Raw genomic sequence first — 24,204 nt, 5'->3', positions numbered from 1 at the left:
TCTCCCGATGATTATTGTTATTGGAGGACGTCAGGCGGCGCGGTTGCCGCGCGCGATCTCCTTCTGCTTGTCGAATTCGGCGCGGCGGCGCGCCAGCTCTTCGGCTGAGAGCTGCGCGACGTTGTTGTAGTCGAGCTTCCAGGAGGCGTCCTCGCTCCAGCGCAGCGGCGATTGCATCGTGGTCTGCGGGCCGCTCGCGGTCTCCAGCAGCCTCAAGGCCAGCTCCAGCGTCTGCGCCTGCGAGGCGACGTCGTGCGGCTTGCCGGCGGAATTGCCGAGCGGGAAGTCGCTGAATAAAAACCGCGGCACGGCGGCGTGCTCGATGATGTCCTTGGCGCAGCCCATGATCACGGTCGGAATGCCGTTCCGCTCGAGGTGCCGCGCCACCAGCGCGGTGGTCTGGTGGCAGACCGGGCAGTTCGGCACCAGCATGGCGACATCGACCTTGTCTGCCAGGCAGCGCGTCAGAATCTCCGGTGCGTCGGTATCGATGGTGACGCGGTGGCTGCGATTGGTCGGCGCGCCGAAGAAGCGCGGGGCCACCTCGCCGATGCGTCCGGCTGCCGACGCCTTCAACAGCTGCGGCAGCGGAAACCAGGTGCCGCTGTCGGTCGCCGAGGTGTGCTTGCGGTCGTAGCCGATGTGGGAGATGCGCAGGTCGTGCTCTTGCGACGTGTCGCCGTCATAGACCTGGTAGAATTTCGCGCTGCCGTTATAGGCCGCGCCCGGCCCCTGGTCGCCCTTGGTGGGATCGAAGGGTGCAGCGGTGGTGATGATGGTGACACGCGAGTTTGCCAGCGGCTTCTTCAGCGGCTGGAACGGTACCTCGGTGTAATGCGCCCAGCGATACGGCGTGGTGTAGCCGATCGCCGCGTAATAATCGCGCGTGCGCTGCATGTAGGGGACGGGGGAGTCATAGTCGGCCGCAAAGCCGAATTCGTCGTCGCGCGGAGCGGACATGGGCGCGTCTCCTGGTTCTTGGTTGGCGACAGACTAGAGCTAGTTTCGGGGTTGCTCAACGGGGAGAGCGGCGACGCGGGACAGAATTGCAGAATGAGGATGATGCGGCGCCGACGGTGCCTCTTACCCTCGCCCTCCAGGGGAGGGTAAGCGCGTCACCTGAAAATATGCAGCGCCACGTATTGGAGCAGCATGATCGCCTTGGCGTCGATGATGCGGCCGTCGGCGATCATCGCAAGTGCCTCGTCAATCCCGAGCTCCAGCACCTCGATGTCCTCGCCCTCGTGTTCCAGGCCGCCGCCGTCGCTCACCCGCATCTCCGGCTCGTATTCGGCGACGAAGAAATGCAGCTTCTCGGTGACGGCGCCGGGGCTCATGAAGGCCTCGAACACCTTGTGGACGTGATGCAGGCGATAGCCGGTTTCCTCCTCCGCCTCGGCGCGGATGCGCTCCTCTGGCGAAGCATTGTCCAGCACGCCGGCGGCGGCCTCGATCAGGAGATCGTCGTAGCCGCGGATGAAGGCCGGCAGGCGGAATTGGCGCACCAGGATCACGGTGCGGCTGGCAAGGTTGTAGGGCAGCACGGCGGCGGCGTTGTCGCGCTCATAGGTCTCGCGGTGCTGCGTCTGCCACGCACCATCCGCGCGCCGGTACTCGAACGTCGTGGTCTTGAGCGGCGTCCAGTTGTCCGAGAGCACGCGGACCTCCTTGATGCGGACGCGGTCGGAAATGGTCATGGCTGGATCTCAGTTGCTTGGCATGGACTCGCGGCCGTCGAGCCACTTCTGGAACATCACCGAGGTGGACAGCTCGAAACCCAGCGAGCCATAGAACGCATTGGCTGGCGCGTTCTCGCGCCGGACCAGGAGCTGGAGCTTCGAAATTCCGGCCGCGCGCAGCCAGTCCTCCGCCGCCGCCATGATGATGCGGCCATAGCCGCGCTTCCGGCTGTCAGGATCGACCGCGACGTAATAGACCCAGCCGCGGTGGCCGTCATGGCCGACCATGACGGACGCGACGACCGCGCTGCCATCGCGGCCGACCAGCACGGTGGAGTTCTCCCGCCGCCGCGCCAGCGCGATGTCGGCATGCGGGTCGTTCCAGGGACGCGTCAGGCCGCAGCGCTGCCACAGCGCGACGACCTTCTCGACATCGGCATCCTTGATTGCATCGATGGTCATAGACACGCTCACAGCACCTTCCCCGGATTCATGATGCCGAGCGGATCGAGCATCGCCTTGATCGACCGCATCAGCTCGATCGCGGTCTTGTCCTTCACCTCGGGCAGCTCGTCGCGCTTGAGCACGCCGATGCCGTGCTCGGCCGAGATCGAGCCGCCCATGCGCAGCACGATCTCGAACACCACGGCGTTCATCTCGTGCCAGCGCGCCAGGTAATCCGCGGTGTTGGCGCCGATCGGCTGGCTGATATTGTAGTGCAGATTGCCGTCGCCGAGATGGCCGAACGGCACCGGCCGCGCGCCCGGGATCAGCTTCACCACCGCGGCGTTGGCTTCCTCGATGAAGGCGGGCACTGCAGCGACCGGCACGGAGATGTCGTGCTTGATCGAGCCGCCCTCCGGCTTCTGCGCCGCCGACATTTCCTCGCGCAGCTTCCAGAAATTGTTGCGCTGGGCGAGGCTGGCCGCGATCACGGCGTCGTCGACGATTTCTTCTTCCATGGCACGGGTCAGGATCGTCTCCAGCGGCGTGCGGGCGTCGTCGCCGGGCGATGACAATTCCATCAGCACGTACCAGGGATGCTTTTCGGCCAACGGATCGCGCACGTCGATGCCGTGGCGGACCGAGAAATCGACCGCCATCTCCGACAGCAATTCAAAACTCGTCAGCGCGTTGGCGGCTTCGCCCTGCGCGACCGTCAGCAGCTTCAAGGCGGCCGCGGGCGACTTCAGCCCGACATAGGCGGTCTCGACCGCCCGCGGCTTCGGAAACAGTTTGAGCGTGGCCGCCGTGATGATGCCGAGCGTGCCTTCCGCGCCGATGAAGAGGTTGTGCAGATTGTAGCCGGTGTTGTCCTTCTTCAGCTTCGACAGCACGTTGAGCACGCGCCCGTCGGCGAGCACGACCTCGAGCCCCAGCGCCATCTCGCGCGCGACGCCATAGGCGAGCGCGGCGGTGCCGCCGGCATTGGTCGAGAGGTTGCCGCCGATGGTGCAGCTGCCTTCGGCGCCGAGCGACAGCGGAAACAGCCGGTCTACGTCGGACGCCTTCGCTTGCGCGACCTGCAGCACCACGCCGGCTTCGACCGTCATGGTGTTGGAGGCGGTGTCGACCTCGCGGATCTTGTCGAGCCGGCGTAGCGACACCACGACTTCGCCATTGTGCGGCGTCTGGCCGCCGACGAGCCCGGTGTTGCCGCCCTGCGGCACCAGCGCGATTCTGTGTTCGGACGCGAGCTTGCAGATTGCGGAGACTTCCGCCGTCGAGCCCGGGCGCAGCACCAGCGGCGAGCGGCCGTGGAACAGATTGCGCTCCTCGGTGACGTAAGGCTCGATGTCGGTCGCATCGGTGATCCCGTGGCGCTCGCCGACGATCTTGCGGAATTGTTCGATCAGCTCGGGCGCAAGCGGAGGCGTGGCAGATTTATTGATGTTCATCTCGTCTTCTTTCATTCCGCCTTCTAGCGCGCCACGGCCGCCCGGCGCAGCCGGTCATTGATCGCCTCGCCCAAGCCTTCCTCGGGAATCGGCATCACCGCGATCGCCGTCGGCGCCTTCGCATCCAGGCTGCGAAGATAGCCGAACAGGTTGGCGGCGGCTTCATCGAGATCACCGGCGGGCGACAAATTCATGACGACTGAGGCAGCATCAACGCCGGGCAGGCGCGAAGGCCCGAATGCCAGCAGCGCTTCGCCCGGCGCAACGTCCTGCGCGCGGAGCCGCACATTGGCGCGCGGCGCGTAATGCGAGGCCAGCATGCCCGGCGCCAGCGGCTGGCTGTCGTCGCTGCCGGCCTCCACAGGCGGCCGCGCCAGAGGAGCGCCGAGCACGGCCTCGATTCGCTCGCGCGACAACCCGCCGGGGCGGAGCAGCATCGGCGCCTCGAAGCAGCCGACGATCGTCGATTCGACGCCGACGTCGACCGGCCCGCCGTCGACGATCAGGTCAATCCGCCCGGCAAGATCGCTTTCGACATGCGCGGCCAGCGTCGGCGAGACGTGGCCCGAGATGTTGGCCGACGGCGCCACCACCGCCCCGCCAAAGGCGCGCAGGATCGCCTGCGCCACCGGGTGGGCGGGGATGCGGATCGCGACGGTGTCGAGGCCTGCAGTGGCGAGGTCTGCGACCGGGCAGTCCTCCGTCTTCGGCACCACCAGGGTCAGCGGCCCCGGCCAGAATGCCTCCGCAAGCTTCAAGGCGCGCGCGTCGAACCGGCCGATCCGGCGCGCAGCGGCGATGTCCGCGACATGCGCGATCAGCGGATTGAAGGCGGGCCGTCCCTTGGCGCTGTAGATATGGGCGACCGCACTGGCGTTGGCGGCGTCCGCGCCGAGCCCGTAGACCGTCTCGGTCGGGAACGCGACCAGCCCGCCGGCCGCAAGCGTCCGGGCGGCGGCCCCGGCGGCGGCCTCGCCGGCCGGTAAAATCAGCGTTTCAAGACCCGTTTTCACAGGGACAAAATTCCTCATCTCGGCCGCTTGCGGTGCGCCAAACCCGACGCTATAAGCCGCCTTCTTGTCGGAGTGTGGCTCAGCCCGGTAGAGCACTGCGTTCGGGACGCAGGGGTCGCAGGTTCGAATCCTGCCACTCCGACCATCATTTCAAGTACTTATAGTTTCTGTGTTTTTCGGGCGCAATGAAATGCGCAATGATTTGAGGCACGGCAGCCATGCCCGTCGATCTCAAGGCTTTCGCCAAGGGCGTCGAGGAGCAGATAAAGCAGATCCGGGACGATCTTGCGCCGCTGGAAGCCGGGAAAATGACAATCGGGGAACGCGAAGGAAACGGGCCTTGGCGGGACGTCACGCAGGACATGGTCAAGCACCACAAGTCCTCCCTCCGGACCTACGAGCTTATTCTGGCTGACCTCCGGGCACGAATAGCCCGCGGCGAATAGGGTTCAGCTCAGCGCTTTCCCCCAAACGCCTCTGCGGCCTCTTCCTGGAAATCTGGATGGTGATGGCCGTAGTTGGCCTCGAGCTGCTCCACGGTCATACCGAGCCAGCCAGCGGCTTCCCACATATCGACACCTGCCTGCATCAGCCAGGTGGCCGCGGTGTGGCGCAAGGAGTGGCGAACCACGTCATCGCCTAGCCCGGCATCCTCCAGGATCCCCTCCCAAGCCGATCTGATCTTGCCAGCAAGCGGCTGGCCATCGTGCATGCGGTTGACGACGAAGCGAATCTGATCGCCATCCTTCAAAAGGCCCGCCGCTCGCAGCTCGGACGAGCGCGTCTGGTCGATCTTCCGCCAACGGACCAAGTGAGGGCGTAGCCGGCTGGCAATCTTTGCGGGCGGGCGTCGCTTCTTGGTTGACCGTTCCAAAGCCCCCTTGCCCTGGTACACCATCGCGTCCAGATTCATCCAGGGATGGGTCGTTGTCGGCAGCCACTGTGTTCGGCGGATCGTCTCTTCGCGGCGGGCGCTGTACATGCCAACCAGAGTGAAGCGCGCAGCCGGATAGCGCCGACGGATAATCCATCGCTCACGTCTCATGAGCTTGCCATCTTCCCTGCGTTTCCAGGTGCCCCGCTCGTTGTCCCACACGTAGCCAATCGCAGCGCCGAGCAAGCGGGCGGCTTCATTGCGTGTCAACCATCGGTGACGCCCCTCCGCCTTTGTTGGCAGAGTGATCTTTGGCACCACCCTAAGCGTGTGTTCCGCGTGATACGCGTTAATTGCAGCCCGCAAGTCCTCAAGTCGACGTCGCGCGGTCTGGTCCGAGACCGTACCGTGGCGGGGCTTGATGCCGGCTTTCCTGTTGTTGTCGTTCGGCGTGCCCGTAGACCAGTCTACGAAATCGCGGCAAAGCCGAGCCTTGAGTTCGCCGACCGTCTTGTCGCCAAAGAAGTTATTGAGATCTAGCAAACGAATGAGCAGCAGGTCGTGCTGGGCCCATGCCCGCTGGTCACTTTTGTCCTTAGGACGCTTTGAAATTTCGTAAGCGGTGAGGACGTCAGCTATGGCGAGTACGCCGGGGTCGGTCGCGCCGATTGTGCTGGTATGCCGCTCGCCGATGTAGTTTTCGAGCGCCTTCGCAGCGCCGTCAATGTCGTCGCGGCCGCAGCCTGTGCGGATTTGCCGGCCACGGTCGAGGATGATCCAGATTTCATCATCCTCTCGGAACCAGAGGCGTGGGGGCTTGGCTTTACGGCCCGGCATGATGGCTTGACCAATTTGCGGATGGCGCGAGGTGTGGTCAAATCTTTGCCTGCCACTTTGGCGATTTCAAGAGTCCCAGCGGCTGCGGCCCTGCGCAACGAAGACAAAGTCAATGGACCGTGGGGAAAGAATACGACAGCGGCCTCGACGAGAGTCATCACTTCGTCCTCGTCCCATTGGGCAGGATCGGGCCGTGCTTTCGCGCGAGCGAGTTTGTCGATCTTGCGCTTTGGCATATCTTGAACGCGGTGCTCGTGAGTGCTCCAGGCCTTTGGATCGGCCGATGGGTTTCAAGGTGTATGCGAAATCTGCTCTTCGAGAAGCGCTGCATCTCGTTGATGCGGCAATCGGTGGCTTCCGAGTGCAAATCGGACAATTTCGGACTCTTAATCAGCGGGTCCCAGGTTCGGGCCCTGGTGCGCCCACCATAAAAGCCCTTCTCGATCAATCGCTTGGGCGAGCCGCTTTTCGAGAACAAAACGGGTCTCGTGCGAAATTATTTGGAATCGGACGTTACACGACCGGACCGGGTGTCGACCTTATCCTTTGTTTCTGTACCTTCACCCATTCAATACAGCGCGGAAATCCGATGGTACAGGCCGATCACGTGCTCGTCGTAGATTAGGATACAAGAGCGAGCAAAACGGGCAATCTGTTATGCCCGTCGCCGCAGGCTATTGATTTGCTCCAGTGTCCACCTGGCTATCAAAGGTCTGTCGTTCCGCCTCCGGCCGCAGCATGGCGGTGAGGTCGCAGAGGCGGGCAGTCGCGGCGAGCAAATGAATCCACCCTCCGAGGGCACCATAAGCCCGCAATGTGCGTGGCGATCGGTTGCCACAGTCCGGGCCGTAAATTGTACGACGATCCTGTGGTCGCTTGTCAGGCGAGGGCTTGTAGGTGGCGATGTAGGGATGGGCGATGTCGTTCCGAGTCGGCCGACGGCGACTTTACCTGGATCGGCCTGGATACATCGAGCGGCAGTGCTCGCCGGCTGGAGACGTTGCGCACCGCGAGACCAGAGCGGATGCTCGCGACGCCGGCGATCCGGGATATGCGTGCAATCAGATTTTCGAGGTCGGAGACGTCGGACACAATGGCACGCAACAGATAATCCTGATCTCCGACCTTGAGATAGCAGTCCATGATTTCGGCGATGCGGCCGACTTCAGTCGCAAAGCCGTCGCGGACACTCTGCACGTGTTTTTCCAACGTCACCTGGATGAATGCCATGACGCGCAGGCCGACAATCTGCCGACGGTCTTCAAGTTTGACCAACAGTTTCTCGATTGGTGTGTATGACCACCAATGCTGGTAGGTCACTCGAGCCCGCACTCTCGCTAAAGTGCCCAGTACCCAGAGGCGAGGGGCCTCACGGGAAAGCCGGGTGGGTAGCCTTGTGATCCCCGAGGCTGACTACTGAGCCAGCGGCACGTGATAGGGACAGCGCCTTCCTTGCTCCAATGAGGGTGCCGAGTCACGTCGCCCCTGGCTGTCCGGCGAAGCGGATGCGGCAGAGATAGCGCATTTGTCGATCCTCCCCGGGTGGACATAGGCGCCGAGTCGCATCCGCGCTGCTTTCTGGTTGAATTCCACGAATCGGGTCCAGTTTTTACGCCTTACCGGCTGATGCGCCTGATGGAGCTTGGTAACGCATTTGACGCAACGGACACAATCGTCTTGGATACGAGAAACTTGCGTGGAGCGCGACCCGGTAAGCGGCGCGACGGTTCGAAAGCAACTGATGCGCGATCCGAATGGCCAGTCCCACACGGTCCACGAGCCGGGGAGCCCGTGAGGTCAATCAGTCATAAATGTCCAGTGGATTGGCTGCGCGCCAATCCGGCGCGTAGCCCCGAGCGGCTGCCGCTGATCGCAAGCGCGCCGAATGGCTATTGTCTGAGACGTAAACGTCGATATTGCTCTCGACGGCAAGCGGCCACATGGGCCGCTTTCCGTTTTGTAAATTGCCGCGCAGGTCCGTCAGCTTTCGGTAAGCCAGCCCCGATAAAGAATCGTTTGTTTAACGGGGGCGTGGCAGGGACAGCGCATGAGCTGAAGGACCACCATGTGCCGAGTTACGCTTCCGTTAAGCATTGCCGTTCGGATGCGGCAGGGATAGTGCCTCATGATGCCGCCCAGGCCGTCAGGCGCCGAGCGGCGTTCGCACAGCTTCCGACTCACGGGTTAGTTCTCATTCTGGCGATTTCGCTCGTCTTGCGAGCGATAAGCTCCTGATCAGTTTCTTGCCACCGTTAAAGGTGAGCTTGGGGCAGCTAGCTGGGCGGCAGGGACAGTGCGCTGCCCCTGCGTATCCGTGGGGTATAAGCGCCGAGTCAAGTTTTGCTAAGTTCGGGCGGGGTAGGGACAGCGTCTGCTCCAGCGCAACAAACGACGTCGAGTCGCGCCCGCACTGCTTCCGATCAACATCGCCAACACTCTGAAACGGAAGGAGATTGCCTAGCTGAATCCCGTCCCCTGTTGCCTTGTTGCAATTGTGTGCGCCATCCGTGGCGACGACCACGCCGACAGCGTCGCCGATTCTTCAACGAGGTACTCCTTCGCGGTCGCAATGGGGTGCTTTCTATTACGCTCCGTCTGGATTTACTCCGCCAACATTCTTGCGTCTCTCATGTGCGTTTGGCTTGTGATTCTTGTTTATGCGAGGCACGCGTGTCTGGTCACCTGTGTCTTCAATTGTTTACGGCAAAGACTCAGCTTAGAGAGTCGCCGACGAGGATGGGACCGACCGATTTTGGTAGGTGCCCTGGGTACTTCTTCGAAGATACAACATTGTAGCCCTTGAGAATTTGAGCCTCATGGGAGCAAAGGTGGCCAGCCCCAGTCTTCGTGACCGGGGTTGGCCACCAGCGCTTGCGACGCCATGCACACAGAGTAGCTCCAGGCCAACGAATGCATATGTTCGAGCGGCATATCACGTCCCTGCGATCGCAAGCGCTTGCGGTGCTTGCAGCCAATCAGGCCCGTGCCGCCGATCAGTCGCTGGGACTATCAGATCGCAAGGCCGCCACATTTAACATTGAGGAAGTTCAGGCAATGCTAGCCATACTCGATTGCATGAATCCAAACATGCAGCCGAAGGAAGCACAGCAGATCGCTGCGCGCATACGCGCGGTTCTAGAGGCGCCACATGGGGTGGAGCCCGTTCGGGTAGCATGTTTTTGAGACCACAAGATGTGAGCTTCAGTAGGTGCCCGTCCGATCTTGAACGAGGAAGCTGAACTTGTCGAAACTTTAGCCTACCCCTTGAGGATCGAATGGACACCCATAAGAATGAGCCACTGACGCCGAAACGCCGTGGTGCCAAGCTTGATCGTAGGTGACCTGACGAAGGCTGCAGCGCGCTCCAGTTCAATATTTTCGGCGAAGGCCATCGCCAAGAGGTCAAGTGTTCCGCCAGGAAGGCGTGGATGGAACGAGATCGCTCCACAAGACCTCTTTCATTTAAGCCAAATCTTGCCTGTCCCCTGCGCAGAAGTCGGAGCGTTGCGACGACAGCGCAGCACAGGTAAACAGATCGCAGCTGGGCCTAACTGAAGGTCATCGCCCCAAATTCGTCCGCGCCTGTACGGAAGGCTTTCAGCAGTTGCATGATGCGCTTTCGCGCTGAGCAGCGGATGTCCGCCGTGGTGCATTCCCGCAACCGCAGGAGTCCTATCGGCTTTCCAAAGGCGTCGGCGAGGCTATTGCAAACTGGCCCCGTCCAACTCAATTTAATATTGAGCTCGACATGCAAACAATCACGAGCGTCGCTGAACTTCGCCGCACTCTCACAAAATCCCGCAGTGCGATCAACGGGTCGGATTCGTGCCGACGATGGGCTATCCCCACGATGGCCACCTGGCGCTGATTGCGGCAAGCCAGGCGAAATGCGATGTGAGCGTCGTCACAGGAAGTCTATCCGAGCAATTTCGAAACCTTTGTTGAACCTGGCGACCTCGCGAGACCTCTGTGCGGAGCCTTGAGGCCTGGACATTTTGACGGTGTCGCGACTGTCGTATGCAAGTTGTTCAACATGGTGCAGCCTGACGTCGTCTTTTGGCCCGAAGGATTGTCAGCATTGCACAGTCGTGAGTCGTATGGTGGTTGATCTCAATCTCCCTATCGAGATCATCACCGTACCAAACGGTTCGCGAAAGGATGGGCTCGCCATGAGTAGTCGCAACCGCTATCTCAGTAAGAGAGAACGTCAGCAGGCTCTAGCGATCAACCAGGGACTATCCGCAGCGCTCGATGATTTTCGGTCGGGACAGCGCAACGTAGAAAAGCTGATTTGCGGCCGCATGGCGCATTTAGAGGGGGGTGACAGACTGCAGTATCGACGGTGACACGCCCAAAGCCGCCGACAGTCCACTGCGGCTCCCCGCGATGCTATGTGCGGCCGCCTACGTTGGCTCAACGCGCTGATCGACAAGTAATCCTGGCGTTGCAAACTCGGTAGCGCAAGGCGTGGCCAAGCCGCGCACAGCTTAGTCAGCTGACAGAAACGTTCAGGCACTATTCTGAGAGGTGTATCGAGCTGGCAGCAGAGGGCGAGCTCCGAGAGGACTTTGTTCGGCGAGTAGCGAAGCGATATCGCGTGCCCACGGAATATGTAGGGCCGTGAACTGTGTGTCCGGCAACCCGCAAGTCTTGCGACGGAGATCACCGGCCAATTCGACAAACCTTGGTATAGTGCTTTGCAGCCGATGCTATATCACCCACTTACCTTTGTAGAGTTGAGCACCGGTCAGATCGTTTGTACTTTCGATGTCGAACCTGGATCGTTCGGTCTGCGGGACAGTGCGAAGCCTGAACTAACGCCTTGCTAGAAGTCGTTGCGTTCCAATCAGTTGTTAAGACGAACATCTTGGTTCGAATCTTTGGCCGAGTGCACGCAAAAAGGGCAGGGACTTCGTAGCTGGGGCTCTAGCACAGTCGCCGCGTTGCCGATCATTGCCATAGTAAGTTGCTGGCAAATTTACATCCCACTCCGGAAATACGAGTCGACATGGCATTTACCGCGCTTTTCATCAAACGTCCGGTATTGTCAATCGTCGTCAGTCTTCTGATCTTGCTGATCGGCTTGCGCGCCGCCACCCTACTGCCGATCCGGCAATATCCGAAGCTATCCAATACGGTCATCAATATCACGACTGTCTATCCTGGCGCCTCTGCCGACACGATCCAGGGGTTCATCACCACTCCCCTGGAGCAAGCAGTCGCGTCCGCCGAAGGCGTCGACTACATCAGTTCCTCGTCTGTGCTTGGTGCCTCGACGATCCAAGTCTACATCAAACTGAATTTCGATCCCAACGAAGCGCTCACGGAGGTGCTCTCGAAGGTCAACTCAGTCAAATACCTGATCCCGAAGGAATCAAACGATCCGGTGGTCACGAAGTCGAGCGGTCAGACCACTGCTGTCATGTATATCGCTTTCTCCAGCGAGGAGCTGGCGGCCAGCGCGATAACCGACTACCTCTCGCGGGTCGTGCAACCGGTTATCTCAACCGTCGACGGGGTTGCAGCGGCAGACATCCTGGGCGCCCAGAGTTTTGCAATGCGGTTGTGGCTCGATCCTGCGAAAATGGCTGGGCATGGCGTGTCGCCGGCTGAGGTTTCGGCTGCAATCGCCGCCAACAACTTCCAGGCCGCGGCCGGCCAGGCCAAGGGCTATTTCACTATCTCCGATGTTACGGCAAATACGGATCTGCGGAGTGTGGATGATTTCAAGCGGATGATCGTCAAAGCCAATGACGGTGGCTTTGTGCGCATGGAAGACATTGCGGTAATCGAGCTTGCCGCGCAGACGACAGACACTAGCGTCGCGATGAACGGCGAGCACGCGGTCTTCATCGGCGTGCAGGCGAGCCCGCAAGGCAATCCGCTAAACATAGTGCGAGGCGTCCGAGCGCTGTTTCCAGAAATGGAGCGTAACCTGCCGCCGTCGCTGAGAATGAAAGTGGCCTACGACTCCACCCAGTTTATTCAATCATCGATCGATGAAGTGGAGAAGACGCTCATTGAGGCTGTCGCGGTCGTGGTGATCGTGATCTTTCTGTTCCTGGCCTCACTGCGGTCGGTCATCATTCCTGTAGTCACTATTCCGTTGTCGCTCGTGGGTGTCTGCAGCATGATGCTCGCGCTGGGGTTTTCATTCAATCTCCTGACTCTCCTTGCGATGGTTCTCGCGATCGGTCTCGTGGTCGACGACGCGATCGTGGTGGTGGAGAACATTCATCGCCATTTAGAAGAAGGTGCGACGCCTCTACTGGCTGCTACAAGGGGGGCGCGCGAGATCGTCGGTCCCGTTATCTCCATGACGATCACCTTGGCTGCGGTATATGCCCCGATCGGGTTTCTCGGCGGCCTCACCGGTGCGCTGTTCCGCGAATTCGCGTTTACGCTGGCGGGAGCTGTGATCGTGTCGGGCGTGATCGCTTTGACGCTGTCGCCCATGATGTGCTCGCTCTTCCTGAGGCGCGCCGAGGGGGGCCGATTTGCAAGGCTTGTGAACCGCGGGTTCGGCGCCATAACACGATGGTACGGCCGCAAGCTCGACCGCTCGCTCGACTATCGCCCAATTACCGGCCTCTTTGCGCTGACCATGTTAGGCCTTGTCGGTTTTCTATATATGAATATTTCCAAGGAGCTCGCGCCGGAGGAGGATCAAGGTATCGTATTCGCGCTAACGAAGGCCCCGAAATACGCCAATATCGACTACCTCGACTATTACGGCACCAAACTTGAAAACGCGTTCAAGAAATTTCCAGAGAGTGACTTGAGCTTCGTGCTCAATGGCATCAGCGGCCAGCAGAGTGGCATGGCCGGCATGTTGCTCAAGCCGTGGGACGAGCGCAAGCGATCATCGATTGTACTAAAATCACTTGTTCAGGCCGAGCTATCTAAAATCGAAGGCATTAACGCGTTTGCCTTTAGCTTGCCTCCGCTTCCGGGCGGTTCGGGTGGCCTACCAGTGCAGATGGTGATTAATTCGACGGCTGGCTTCCAATCCGTTTACGAGCAGATGTCGAAACTGAAGGATGTCGCGCGCAAGAGCGGTCTGTTCATGGTGAGCGACTCCGACCTCGAGTTCAACCAGCCGGTGGTACGAATCAAGGTTGATCGGTCCAAGGCCAACGAGCTTGGCATCACCATGCAGACTATCGGTAGCGCGCTCGCCACCTTACTTGGCGGAAACTACGTCAATCGCTTCAATTTGCAGGGTCGTTCCTACCAGGTGATCCCGCAGGTCCCACGTGAGGAACGCCTGGCGCCGCAAGCAATCGGGAGCTATTATGTGAAGACTGCGACGGGCTCGATGCTCCCGCTGTCTACCATAGTCTCCATCGAGACTGCGACCGATCCGAACGCTCTCACCCACTACAATCAGCTCAACTGCGCGACCTTTCAGGCCGTGCCGATGCCTGGCGTCACGATCGGTCAGGCTGTGGACTTCCTGGAAGCCGAGGCAAAGAAACTGCCCGCAGGCTTCAGCCACGACTTTCTGGCCGACGCCCGCCAATACGTGTACGAGGGTAACCAACTGGCGATTACCTTTGCATTTGCAATCATCATCATATTCTTGGTGCTTGCGGCGCAGTTTGAAAGTCTGCGCGATCCTCTCATCATCATGATCAGCGTACCGATGGCAATCGTGGGCGCCTTGATCCCGCCATTTTTGGGCTGGGCAACTATGAACATCTACACCGAGGTCGGACTGTTGACACTGGTTGGGTTGATTTCCAAGCACGGCATCCTAATGGTTGGGTTCGCCAATGAGCTGCAGCTCAAGGAGAGACTTGACCGTCGCTCGGCTATAGAGATGGCGGCGCGCGTCCGACTGCGTCCAATCTTGATGACTACGGCGGCAATGGTCACGGGCTTCATACCCTTGTTGACTGCAACGGGAGCTGGCGCCGCGAGCCGCTTCTCGATTGGGCTTGTGCTCGTCGCTGGCATGACTGTCGGCACGCTGTTCACGCTTTTCGTGCTGCCGGCGGTCTATGTCGTGTTCGCGTCCGACCACCGCGCCGATGCGAGCTCCGGCCGCGCGAAGAACGCCGCCGAGCTCGGCCTCACCGTCGCTGCTGATTCCCAGCTGGCCAAGCAATGACGATAAATTCAACCCAGGTTCGCTCAGTGGCGAGCGAGGGAGCCTGCGATCGCTTCACGCTCCGTTACGCATTGAGATCTTCACGCCCGTGGTGCCGAGCTTGGCGGCTATCGGGGGCTCGGAAGAACACATCGGTGATCCCCGGCCGCTCCGCTAAGGTGAATTGCACTGTACATTTCAAGGTAGCGGAATCCCCAAGCTCGACATCGCCGGGGGAGAAGGGAATTGATCCTCGCCTGACAAAATGTGCGTTGCTATTTATCACAGGGCTTTTGAAGGAGAATTGTTTGCTTCCGTCTAACCGCGTTGCGTTGCTAGCTGAAAAATGATGGCGCTGAACCGCTTAGGGGGCGACACGAGTTCAATTCCGTGGGAACGGCCCCGTATCCATGACCGACGCACTTACGGCTTTCGATACGAGGACCATTGATCGACAAGCCGAGAAACAAGCCGACGCGTTTTGGCTGAATGATCGTTGCCGGGTACCGGGAAGTGCAGCACAGCTTGCGTTGCACGATCGAAGTCGAGAACAAGAGCAACTGCTGAACGCAAAAAGGGCCGCTGCCATTGTGAAGACGGGCGGAGCTGCTAAGCGAATGACCAGAATCTGCCGCAACCCGATGACCAATGGCCGCGCTGGCTCCCCGACGTGTGACCCGACGCCCTCCGGAGTGGGAAAATTAAGGAAATGCCTGAGTTTGATGCTGCTATCTGGTTTCTGGCCGCAACGACGTGTTTTGCTGCCTTTGTAAATGGAGCCATTGGCTACGGCTTTTCGTCGCTGACTGTACCCTTTGCGCTAGTTTTCTACACCAATCGCATTCTCAACCCCGCCATTGTCATCATCGAGGTCTTCGTCAACGGGTTGGCGCCGCCCTATCGGAGCAAGCTGGCTGATCGGCCTGCCGTTCGGGTGGATGCTGGGCGTTCTCTATTCGCTACAATCTACGGGTCTCCCATAGCGATGCTGTTTAACAACCAGGGCTTGGTCAAACACGAATTTCGCGCCGGCCTAGCGCTGGTTCGCGTGGTGGAATCGAGCGTTACCGCCTTCGTCTACTATCAGCTCGGCTTGTTCATTTACGAAAGCGGCAGCTTGCTCTATATTTTTGTACCGGTGTCATGCTTGGCGTCCCGCTGGGGTCCTACGTCATTCGCCGGCTTGATCCGGAGATATTCCGACGCATCTGTATGAGCTTTGATGCTTGGATCGTGGGCTTCGGTTTGTCACGGGTGCTGATTGAGGTCGATCTAGTGCAGAGCGCCTGGGCTTCTAGCGTGATGGCGGCGGCGATACTGATCGATCTCTGCCTGCTATACTTGTTCTTTACAACGCACAATCCAATCTGGTCAAAGCGACGGCCTCGGCGAACTGCGGATATAGGCGCTTGAACGATGCCGGCGGGCAACTCGGTATCGAATGAGCGCGCGTCCTGGACCTGATCGACGCCGCCCTCTTCGGCGGCGATAATGATGGCATGCAAATCTGGTTGATTGCTCCAGACTTCCCAGCCCACCGGTGCCAGGAACCCGGGATCGCAGGACACCCCTGAACTGTTGGAGGCTGATGTTGCCGCCATGCCACTCGAAATGGCTGTTCCCGGCGGGCGACACGCTGGCCCAGAACAAACGAACTTAGGCCCAATGGCGGGAACCATCTGGCGGCCGGAAACCAGGACGAACGAATATCAAAAGCATCGGGGCCGACATTGGCCGCTTGCGCGTGGTAGCGGGGCTCGTTGTAGTGATCTCGCGAGACAGCGCCGCCACTCGTGATGAGAGCTTCCGATTGTGCAAAGTTGTCGGAAAAACTACGGCCGTGTTAGCCCCAACTACATAGAGGCGTGGGGCGCCGTCGGCTTTGTAGGCGTTGCGACAAGCCATACTGAGTGTTGCGATCCAGCTGTCGCAGACAAGCAAAAACTATCGCCCTCGTATGGCCAGCTCATCCGGGAGAGATTGGCCGAAACACCGCCATCCCCAGGGGCTCGAGGATCACCCCCTTGTCGCTCTCCGTGTGACGACGCAGTTCAGTATTCGTGACGGCATCGCATTTGCAGGGATGAAGGACGTCAACTTGAGGCCATCATCGTCGAGCCGCGCGTCGCTCGCAGGCGACGCACGTAGGATGAGGGGCGCCGCGCCCGCGAGTCCGTTCTCTCAGGAGCGTCCGTGATACCATGTGCCAATTTGTCTGCCGGCCTGCTTGGGACACGCCTGACATTTTTTGTGGCCGGATTCGGCCTCGCGGCCTGGGCGCCTTTGGTGCCACTCGCCAAGGAGCGGCTCGCGGCGGATGACCGCATGCTTGGTCTACTGCTGCTCTGTCTCGGAACGGGATCCGTCGTCGCGATGCTTTTGACCAGCGTGTTGAATTCGCGTTACGGCAGCAAGCCCATTATCCTCGCGGGTGGACTTGGACTCGCGATCATCCTGCCGTGCCTTGCAATTTCCGACACACCTGTAAGGCTCGGTGCCACGCTATTTGCTTTCGGCGTTTCACTCGGCTCGATCGATGTAGCCATGAACATCCATGCGATTGAACTGGAGCGCGCCACGGGCCGTCTATTGATGTCCGGCTTCCACGCCCGGTACAGCATTGGGGAAGTCACCGGCTCTGCCGCGGTCACGTTGTTCGTCTCGCTGCAGTGTGGCTCGCTTCTCTCGACGCTGGTCTGTTCGGCGTTAGTAACGATCGCGATTGTGACGGCCTGGCCGAGGTTGCTGGCGACGGGTTCGAGACAGCAGGGGCCATTATTTGTCTTGCCCCACCGCAGTGTGTTGCTCATAGCGGTGCTCGCGGGTATCACCTTTCTTGTAGAAGGTGCAATGCTCGATTGGAGCGCTTTGCTTCTCGTTGAACGAGATCTTCTCGCGGAGGCGCACGGGGGCATTGGTTATATGCTCTTCTCAATCGCCATGGCCGCAGGGCGTCTCAGCGGAGATGCCGTGGTGGCGCGAATCGGCGACCGTGCCACATTGATGCTCGGGACTGTGCTAATGGTAACAGGCTTCTTGGCCGTGGTGGCCGCGCGCGTTGCGTTGATTGCTATGGCAGGGTTCCTGCTTATCGGATTGGGTATTTCAAATGTTGTCCCCGTACTGTGCCGACGTGCCGGCAAACAGAACGTGATGCCAGCAGGCATAGCGATCGCGGTCATCACCACAGGCGGCTACGCGGGTATACTCGTCGGGCCGGCCGGCATCGGGCTCATCGCACACATCTTTGGCTTGCCCATGGCGTTCGGGATGTTAGGCGCGCTCATGTCGATCGTGATGCTGTCGGCGAGGATGATGACCGACCATCGCTAAGGCATTGGTCAAGAGGAAGGGAGCGCAGCTTCCGGCTAGTGATCGTCCGTCGGCGTTTGAGATTTAAAGTCGATGAGCTCTCAAGTGCTGGCAGCACGTCTTGATCATGATCATTCTCCTTTTCCTGCAAGTCGGCGGGGGTTCTTGGCGGCGAGCTGAGGGCAGTTGTTGACAATGAAGGTTCGTCAACTTGCGAAGCAAGATTGATCGTTACGAGAGCGGCGAGTCTGCTAGGCCGGACGTTCACCGCCGGTTGATCGTAGGATCGCCCCCTTATCTGGGAACAAGCGAATCACTCTGGTGCCGTCCGTCGCTGTCAGCCCGATAGGCCCGGTATGCCAGCTGAATGCCATCCTTTAGCGAAGTCGTAGCGCGCCAGCCGAGCCCGGACAGCCGACGCACGTCGAGCAGCTTGCGCGGCGTGCCGTCCGGGCGCGACGTATCGAAGCTGATCTCACCTCGAAAGCCGACGGCGGCCGCCACCATGAGTGCGAAGTCGGCGATGCTGATGTCCTCGCCGCTACCGATATTGACCAGTTCCGACGAGGAATAGGTCTTCATCAGATGGATGCAGGCATCGGCGAGATCATCGACATAGAGGAATTCGCGGCGCGGCGTGCCGGTGCCCCACACCACGACGTTGCGGCTGCCCGAAATCTTGGCCTCGTGGAAGCGGCGGATCAGCGCGGCGACGACGTGGCTGTATTCGGGGTGATAATTGTCCCCGGGGCCGTAGAGATTAGTCGGCATCACGCTGATGAAATCGGCGCCGTACTGACTGCGATAGGCCTCGGCCATCTTGATGCCGGCGATCTTGGCGATGGCATAGGGTTCGTTGGTCGGTTCCAGCGGGCCGGTCAATATCAAATCCTCTCGCAGCGGCTGCGGCGCCAAGCGCGGATAGATGCAGGAGGAGCCGAAGAACATCAGCTTCTCGCACCCATTGGCATGCGCCGCCTGGATCACGTTGCTCGATATCGCCAGATTGTCGTGGAGAAACTCGGCGCGCAGCGCGTTGTTAGCGACGATGCCGCCGACCTTGGCGGCGGCGAGGAACACGGCTTGCGGCCGCTTCGCGGCAAACCAGGCGTTCACCGCGGCCTGGTCGCGCAAGTCGAGCTCGCTGCGCGGCACCGTCAAGAGATCGGCCTGTTCGCGTGCTAGCCGGCGCATCAGCGCCGCGCCGACCATGCCGCGATGGCCCGCAACGAAAACCGTCTTACCCTTCAGTTCAAACGCTGTGCTTGCCATTGGTCGCATCCTGCATGGCTTCGACGAGATCGCTGGCGACCATTTCCTTCACCAGTTGCGAGAACGGCGTCTTCGGAACCCAGCCGAGCTGCGCGTGCGCCTTGCTGGCGTCACCGATCAAGAGATCAACCTCGGTCGGACGGAAATAGGTGGGATCGATCTGCACCAGCGTCTTGCCGGAGGCCTTGTCCACGCCGACCTCCTCGACCCCCCTGCCGCGCCATTCGATGCTGCGCCCGACCTCGGCAAACGCCACCTCGACGAACTCGCGGACCGACCGCGTCTCGCCGGTCGCGAGCACGAAGTCGCCGGGCTCGTCGACCTGCAGGATCCTGTGCATGCCATCGACATAGTCGCGGGCATGACCCCAGTCGCGCTTGGCGTCGAGATTGCCGAGATAGAGCGTGTTATCGAGGCCGACCTCGATGCGGGCGGCGGCGCGCGTGATCTTGCGCGACACGAAGGTCTCGCCGCGGGTCGGGCTCTCATGGTTGAAAAGGATGCCGTTGCTGGCGAAGATGCCATAGGCCTCACGGTAGTTCACCGTGATCCAGTAGCCATAAAGCTTGGCGACGCCATAGGGCGAGCGCGGATAGAATGGCGTGGTTTCCTTCTGCGGCACCTCTTGCACGAGCCCGTAAAGCTCCGAGGTAGAGGCCTGGTAGAACCGCGTCTCCTTTTCCATGCCGAGGATGCGGATCGCTTCCAAAAGGCGCAGAACGCCGATTGCGTCGGCGTTGGCGGTGTATTCCGGGCTCTCGAAACTGACCTGGACGTGGCTCTGGGCGGCCAGGTTATAGATCTCGGTCGGCCGGATCTGCTGCACCAGCCGGATCAGATTGGTCGAATCCGTCATGTCGCCATAGTGCATCAGGAACGGCACGCTGCCGGCATGCGGATCCTGGTAGAGATGATCGACGCGCGCGGTGTTGAACGAGGACGACCGGCGCTTGATCCCGTGCACGTCGTAGCCGAGACCGAGCAAATACTCGGCGAGATATGCTCCGTCCTGCCCGGTGACGCCGGTGATCAGCGCAACGCGCCGCTTTGAGTCTTGAGCCGTCATGGTCTCTCGTAGTTGCGCCGGAGAGAAAGCCCTGTGAAACGCTAGTGGGAGCCGTTTCTCGGCAACGCCTAGATGCGCAAGCCCGCGCCACCCGCAATTTGAGGAAAGCGATCGTTAGGTCCAGTCATACACATCATGTAGGAAAGCACACTATATACATAGATTTAGATTGGACTGGAGTGTGCCCACGCATTGATATTCAAAACACCGAAGTCAACTAACGCTCGCATCTTGGCTTATATCCGCGGTGATCCTAAGCAGGCGAGATGGATGCGATCGTCGTTTCGAGCGCAAGGACGCGCTTGTCCGGGCTATATCTCCAACAGGATAGAAGCCGACGATCTGTGTTCCTATCTATCCTCAGGCGCAAGTACGCATACGCCTGGTCTCGTCACGTCTTGGGAGACGACGATCTGAGGCCGCAGTCTTCGATGCATTTGCCGGATGACGAGATGCAAGCAAGCGCACGGTCAAGCCTCACGCCAATTCTTAGTCTAGAAAGCACCCCTACCGTTAACTTCCGGACAGAACACCCGGTCTTGACGGTCGATTCATCGCCTGTGATCAGCGCTCTTGCCAATATCAAGCTCGCGGCAGGCAGTGGAGCGAAGGAAACGCAAGACAAGATGAGCAAGAGTAGTAAACGTTGGTATAGATGCTCCAACGTTTTGATATCGAAAGTTTACGCTCGTACAATAGAGCTTCGCTGCCAGTCGTCTAATCTCGATGAGGTAACTTGCTTCGGTACGAGTATGATGGGCCTCTTAAACCGGCGTCGGCAAAATGTTTCCGGTAGCACACAACAATTCAAGCTAGAGCTGCTGCGCAGTTTGTACTCGATCGGCAGCCAAAAGCGGAATGTAGCCGGGCGAAGCGATGATGGCTGAAGGAGGTCTAACTCACGCTTGCGAATGCGGCGGCGATACAGGCGGCCGCGAAAGAGCCCGAACTTGAAACCTGTTACCATCGGGCAAGCGAATTCATGATCGGATTCCTGCAGGGGGACCTCGGACTCCTTGAACTTGGGCTGCATTGATCGATATGTGTGGAATTGTTGGCATTTTGGGGCGTGGTCCGGTCGTTGGCCAGTTGGTCGCGTCGCTCAAGCGATTGGAATATCGTGGCTATGACTCCGCAGGCCTCGCGACTCTCGAAGGTCTCCGTATCGAGCGCCGGCGCGCTGAAGGTAAGCTGAGAAACCTTGAAGAGCAGCTGCGCTATTATCCGCCGTTGGGTCATACCGGCATCGGTCATACCCGCTGGGCGACTCATGGAAAACCGACCGAGAGCAATGCTCACCCGCATGCGACGGAAAATGTCGCGGTCGTTCATAACGGCATCATCGAGAATTTTCGCGAGCTGCGAGCCGAACTGGAGCGGAATGGAGCCCATTTTCACTCAGAGACAGACACGGAGGTGGTGGCGCATCTCGTCGACTCTTATCTCAAGAGGGGCTACTCGCCGCAGGATGCGGTACAAGCGTCGCTGCCACGGCTGCGCGGTGCCTTCGCGCTCGCGTTCCTTTTCAAAGCCCACGATGATCTTTTGATCGGTGCGCGTAAGGGGTCGCCCCTTGCGATCGGACATGGTGATGGCGAACTGTATCTAGGATCGGACGCCATCGCGCTCGCGCCTTTGACCGACACCATCACCTATCTCGAAGACGGCGATTGGGCCGTGCTTACGCGCACGATGTACGTGATTTATAGCGCCGACGGATTTGTCGTCCAGCGGGAAACATCAAAGTCTGGCGTATCGTCACTCCTTGTGGACAAAGCGAATTATCGCCACTTCATGGCCAAGGAAATCCACGAGCAGCCGACAGTAGCCGGCAAGACATTGGCGCATTATGTCGACATGGCGGCCAAGCGAGTCGCCCTGCCGGTCACATTGCCGTTCGACTTTAAATCCATTCAGCGCATCTCTATTACCGCGTGCGGCACTGCAAGCTATGCCGGGCACATCGCCAAATACTGGTTCGAGCGGCTGGCGCGCTTGCCTGTCGAGATCGATGTAGCGTCCGAGTTCCGCTACAGGGAGGCGCCTTTGCGCCGTGGCGATCTCGCGATTGTCATCTCGCAGTCGGGCGAAACCGCTGACACGCTAGCTGCGTTGCGATACGCCAAGGACCAGGGCGTGCACACGATATCTGTGGTCAACGTCGCGACGTCGACGATTGCGCGCGAGAGCGAATCCGTTCTGCCGACGCTGGCGGGGCCGGAAATCGGCGTCGCTTCCACCAAGGCATTCATCTGCCAGCTGATGGTATTGGCGGCGCTTGCCGTCGCAGCAGGCAAACAGCGCGGTAAGCTGTCCGAGATCGATGAAACAAGGCTCGTGCGTGAGCTTATCGAAGTGCCGCGGTTGATTGCTGCGGCGCTGTTAATCGAGCCGCAGATCGAGAAACTCGCGCGTTATATCGCCGATTCAAGGGACGTGCTCTATCTCGGTCGTGGCACATCGGCTCCCCTGGCGTTGGAGGGCGCACTCAAGCTGAAGGAAATTGCCTATATCCATTCAGAAGGTTATGCCGCCGGCGAGCTCAAGCACGGACCGATCGCACTGATCGATGAGGCCGTGCCTGTGGTGGTGATCGCGCCTTATGACGATGTGTTCGAGAAGACCGTCTCGAATATGCAAGAAGTTGCGGCTCGGGGCGGCAAGATCATCCTGATCACCGATTCGAAGGGGGCTTTGGAAGCGACGGTGGACACACTCATGACCATTGTGCTGCCTGAGATGGTCGCAAGCTTTACGCCGATGCTCTATGCCATTCCGGTTCAGCTCTTGGCTTACCATACCGCCGTCGCAAGGGGCGCGGACGTGGATCAGCCGCGTAATCTGGCAAAATCGGTGACTGTGGAATGAGGCTACAGTGATATATCTGAGCATTGAGGCCACTAATGGCGTGGCGACCTCAGAATGAGAACGATCCGGCCGTTTGATTGAAGCAGGTCTCGCGTTCTTTCACGCAACTGGAAAACGGCGATTGCTGGAGGTCGTTTGCAGGCTCGCAGACCACCTGGGCACAGTTATCGGCCCAGAGCGCGATCAGTTGCACGGCTAGCGTGGCCATCCGGAAATCGAACTTGCGTTGGCACGCCTCTAGGAAGCGACAAAGGAGCGGCGATATCTCACGCTAGCCAATTAATTCGTGGAGCAACGCGGCATGGAGCCGCACTTCTACGACATCGAGTAAGAGAAGCGCCAGCAATCCCGCGTCGCCAATCCGAAGGCACGCATTGGATTATAAGCGTATAGCAAGCGCACTTGCCGCTTTCGGAGCAGCGGACTGCAATAGGTCATGCGGTTCGTTTTCTATACCTCATAGCTGCAATAGCTCATCTCGCGCGTCTGCGCCAGAACGAGCAGCAGCGCCAAACTTGCCTACGGCTATGGCGAAACATGGTCCAGCGCCTCCTTTATTGGGAATTGGACGCTGATTGACCTGCTGACCCACGCAGGCGATATCGTTGGTCAGCGCCGCAGGCGAGCCTGTGCCGGCAAGGTGGCCATCCAGCCGCTGCGGTTGCTCATAACCGGACCGCCGTGTCGTTCAAAAGGAAGCCGTATGACAAGCCAACTTGAGGGGCCCACCGGATCGTACTCTTTTAAGAGTTCCGCCGCGCCGCTGATGTTCGCGCGCCGTATGCTGGGCGGGCAAGTCGCGGTTCCGAGTGCGAAGACGTTGCTCAGTGCGTGATCGTCGTTCCGACGAGCATTTAGATCGGACAAGAACTCGCAGGTTGATCAAATCAGATGTCACCTCGCTCGCCATATGCCTTCAATGCGATGTCGAGGCACTTGAGTAGCTCTTGCCTGCCAAATGGCTTGGCGAGGAAGCCAATCGCCCCGGCCTCCAAGGCTGACGCGCGCGCGCGCTCGTTGGGGAAAGCTGTAATGAAAATGAAAGGTGTGTCGTAACCACGCGTCCGCATCTCTGCCAGCAGCTCCAGCCCGCTCATAGTCGACATCTGCACATCGGTAATGACACAGGATGTCTCATTCAAGTACGGCGACCGCAGGAGTGCCTCGGCCGACGCAAATATCTGCACGACGTAGCCACGCGATTTCAAAAGGTTTTCTGTCGACGCACGGACGGAGACGTCGTCGTCAACGACGGAAATCAAAGGCGTGGACAAGATGAGCCCTCCCGACGCA

The 24,204-nt window shown here is 59.8% G+C and carries 18 protein-coding genes, 1 tRNA gene and 2 pseudogenes; 10 read left to right on the top strand and 11 right to left on the bottom strand.

Features of this window, described 5'->3' with window-relative positions:
* Positions 1 to 30: 30 nt before the first annotated feature.
* From XH79_RS21085 to XH79_RS21065, 5 genes are all read right to left on the bottom strand, one after another.
* Positions 31 to 960 carry a glycine/sarcosine/betaine reductase selenoprotein B family protein gene (locus XH79_RS21085; RefSeq protein ID WP_271582781.1) on the bottom strand — a complete coding sequence of 310 codons (930 nt, stop codon included), beginning with the start codon at positions 958 to 960 and terminating at the stop codon, positions 31 to 33.
* Between the two features lie 155 nt (positions 961 to 1,115).
* Positions 1,116 to 1,697: an NUDIX domain-containing protein gene (locus XH79_RS21080; protein WP_271582780.1), complete on the bottom strand. Its 582-nt coding sequence runs from the start codon at positions 1,695 to 1,697 to the stop codon at positions 1,116 to 1,118.
* Positions 1,698 to 1,706: 9 nt separating this feature from the next.
* Positions 1,707 to 2,141: a GNAT family acetyltransferase gene (locus XH79_RS21075; RefSeq protein WP_271582779.1), complete on the bottom strand. Its 435-nt coding sequence runs from the start codon at positions 2,139 to 2,141 to the stop codon at positions 1,707 to 1,709.
* 8 nt (positions 2,142 to 2,149) lie between these two features.
* Positions 2,150 to 3,577, bottom strand: coding sequence for an FAD-binding oxidoreductase (locus tag XH79_RS21070; protein WP_271582809.1), 1,428 nt, complete (start codon positions 3,575 to 3,577; stop codon positions 2,150 to 2,152).
* Between the two features lie 23 nt (positions 3,578 to 3,600).
* Positions 3,601 to 4,590: an L-threonylcarbamoyladenylate synthase gene (locus XH79_RS21065; protein WP_271582778.1), complete on the bottom strand. Its 990-nt coding sequence runs from the start codon at positions 4,588 to 4,590 to the stop codon at positions 3,601 to 3,603.
* 68 nt (positions 4,591 to 4,658) lie between these two features.
* On the opposite strand from XH79_RS21065, the gene XH79_RS21060 reads away from it, so the two are divergent.
* Positions 4,659 to 4,735: transfer RNA gene (locus tag XH79_RS21060), tRNA-Pro, on the top strand.
* A gap of 73 nt (positions 4,736 to 4,808) precedes the next feature.
* Positions 4,809 to 5,036: a hypothetical protein gene (locus tag XH79_RS21055; RefSeq protein WP_271526577.1), complete on the top strand. Its 228-nt coding sequence runs from the start codon at positions 4,809 to 4,811 to the stop codon at positions 5,034 to 5,036.
* 8 nt (positions 5,037 to 5,044) lie between these two features.
* Here XH79_RS21055 and XH79_RS21050 read toward each other — a convergent pair whose 3' ends face one another.
* Both XH79_RS21050 and XH79_RS21045 read right to left on the bottom strand, forming a co-directional pair.
* Positions 5,045 to 6,301: a hypothetical protein gene (locus XH79_RS21050; protein WP_271582777.1), complete on the bottom strand. Its 1,257-nt coding sequence runs from the start codon at positions 6,299 to 6,301 to the stop codon at positions 5,045 to 5,047.
* A gap of 879 nt (positions 6,302 to 7,180) precedes the next feature.
* On the bottom strand, positions 7,181 to 7,621 hold the full coding sequence (locus tag XH79_RS21045) for an Lrp/AsnC family transcriptional regulator (protein WP_271526575.1): 441 nt from the start codon (positions 7,619 to 7,621) through the stop codon (positions 7,181 to 7,183).
* A 1,590-nt stretch (positions 7,622 to 9,211) separates the two neighbouring features.
* Here XH79_RS21045 and XH79_RS21040 point away from each other — a divergent pair.
* From XH79_RS21040 to XH79_RS21015, 6 genes and pseudogenes are all read left to right on the top strand, one after another.
* Complete coding sequence (locus XH79_RS21040; RefSeq protein ID WP_271582776.1) at positions 9,212 to 9,484, top strand: hypothetical protein; 273 nt, start codon at positions 9,212 to 9,214, stop codon at positions 9,482 to 9,484.
* 358 nt (positions 9,485 to 9,842) lie between these two features.
* Positions 9,843 to 10,016, top strand: a pseudogene (locus XH79_RS21035) (3-methyl-2-oxobutanoate hydroxymethyltransferase); the annotation flags it as partial.
* Positions 10,017 to 10,049: 33 nt separating this feature from the next.
* Positions 10,050 to 10,726 (top strand): annotated as a pseudogene (locus XH79_RS21030) (4-phosphopantoate--beta-alanine ligase).
* A gap of 583 nt (positions 10,727 to 11,309) precedes the next feature.
* The gene (locus XH79_RS21025) at positions 11,310 to 14,414 is read left to right on the top strand and encodes an efflux RND transporter permease subunit (RefSeq protein ID WP_271526574.1); all 3,105 of its coding nucleotides are present in this window, start codon (positions 11,310 to 11,312) and stop codon (positions 14,412 to 14,414) included.
* 688 nt (positions 14,415 to 15,102) lie between these two features.
* On the top strand, positions 15,103 to 15,609 hold the full coding sequence (locus XH79_RS21020; RefSeq protein WP_271526573.1) for a hypothetical protein: 507 nt from the start codon (positions 15,103 to 15,105) through the stop codon (positions 15,607 to 15,609).
* Between the two features lie 995 nt (positions 15,610 to 16,604).
* A complete protein-coding gene (locus XH79_RS21015; protein ID WP_333921028.1) occupies positions 16,605 to 17,726 on the top strand; it encodes an MFS transporter in 1,122 nt (373 codons plus the stop codon).
* A 273-nt stretch (positions 17,727 to 17,999) separates the two neighbouring features.
* On the opposite strand, the gene XH79_RS21010 is transcribed toward XH79_RS21015, so the two are convergent.
* Together XH79_RS21010 and gmd are read right to left on the bottom strand one after the other, a co-directional pair.
* Positions 18,000 to 18,977, bottom strand: coding sequence for a GDP-L-fucose synthase family protein (locus XH79_RS21010; protein ID WP_208757030.1), 978 nt, complete (start codon positions 18,975 to 18,977; stop codon positions 18,000 to 18,002).
* Entirely contained in the window at positions 18,958 to 20,043 is a 1,086-nt protein-coding gene (gmd, locus tag XH79_RS21005) for a GDP-mannose 4,6-dehydratase (protein ID WP_271526572.1), read from the bottom strand. Before gmd ends, XH79_RS21010 begins: the two co-directional genes overlap by 20 nt.
* A gap of 1,041 nt (positions 20,044 to 21,084) precedes the next feature.
* Here gmd and glmS point away from each other — a divergent pair.
* On the top strand, positions 21,085 to 22,911 hold the full coding sequence (gene glmS, locus XH79_RS21000) for a glutamine--fructose-6-phosphate transaminase (isomerizing) (protein ID WP_271526947.1): 1,827 nt from the start codon (positions 21,085 to 21,087) through the stop codon (positions 22,909 to 22,911).
* Between the two features lie 49 nt (positions 22,912 to 22,960).
* Here glmS and XH79_RS20995 read toward each other — a convergent pair whose 3' ends face one another.
* Positions 22,961 to 23,119, bottom strand: a complete 159-nt coding sequence (locus tag XH79_RS20995; RefSeq protein WP_271526571.1) for a hypothetical protein — start codon at positions 23,117 to 23,119, stop codon at positions 22,961 to 22,963.
* Between the two features lie 194 nt (positions 23,120 to 23,313).
* On the opposite strand from XH79_RS20995, the gene XH79_RS43330 reads away from it, so the two are divergent.
* Positions 23,314 to 23,490 carry a beta-L-arabinofuranosidase domain-containing protein gene (locus XH79_RS43330; RefSeq protein WP_442868888.1) on the top strand — a complete coding sequence of 59 codons (177 nt, stop codon included), beginning with the start codon at positions 23,314 to 23,316 and terminating at the stop codon, positions 23,488 to 23,490.
* Positions 23,491 to 23,798: 308 nt separating this feature from the next.
* Here XH79_RS43330 and XH79_RS20990 read toward each other — a convergent pair whose 3' ends face one another.
* On the bottom strand, positions 23,799 to 24,185 hold the full coding sequence (locus tag XH79_RS20990; protein WP_271526570.1) for a response regulator transcription factor: 387 nt from the start codon (positions 24,183 to 24,185) through the stop codon (positions 23,799 to 23,801).
* Between the last annotated feature and the right edge of the window lie 19 nt (positions 24,186 to 24,204).

Origin of the sequence: Bradyrhizobium sp. CCBAU 45389, assembly GCF_028128625.1 — a bacterium.
Taxonomy (GTDB): domain Bacteria; phylum Pseudomonadota; class Alphaproteobacteria; order Rhizobiales; family Xanthobacteraceae; genus Bradyrhizobium; species Bradyrhizobium liaoningense_B.
This window is presented reverse-complemented; position numbering and strand designations above follow the sequence as displayed.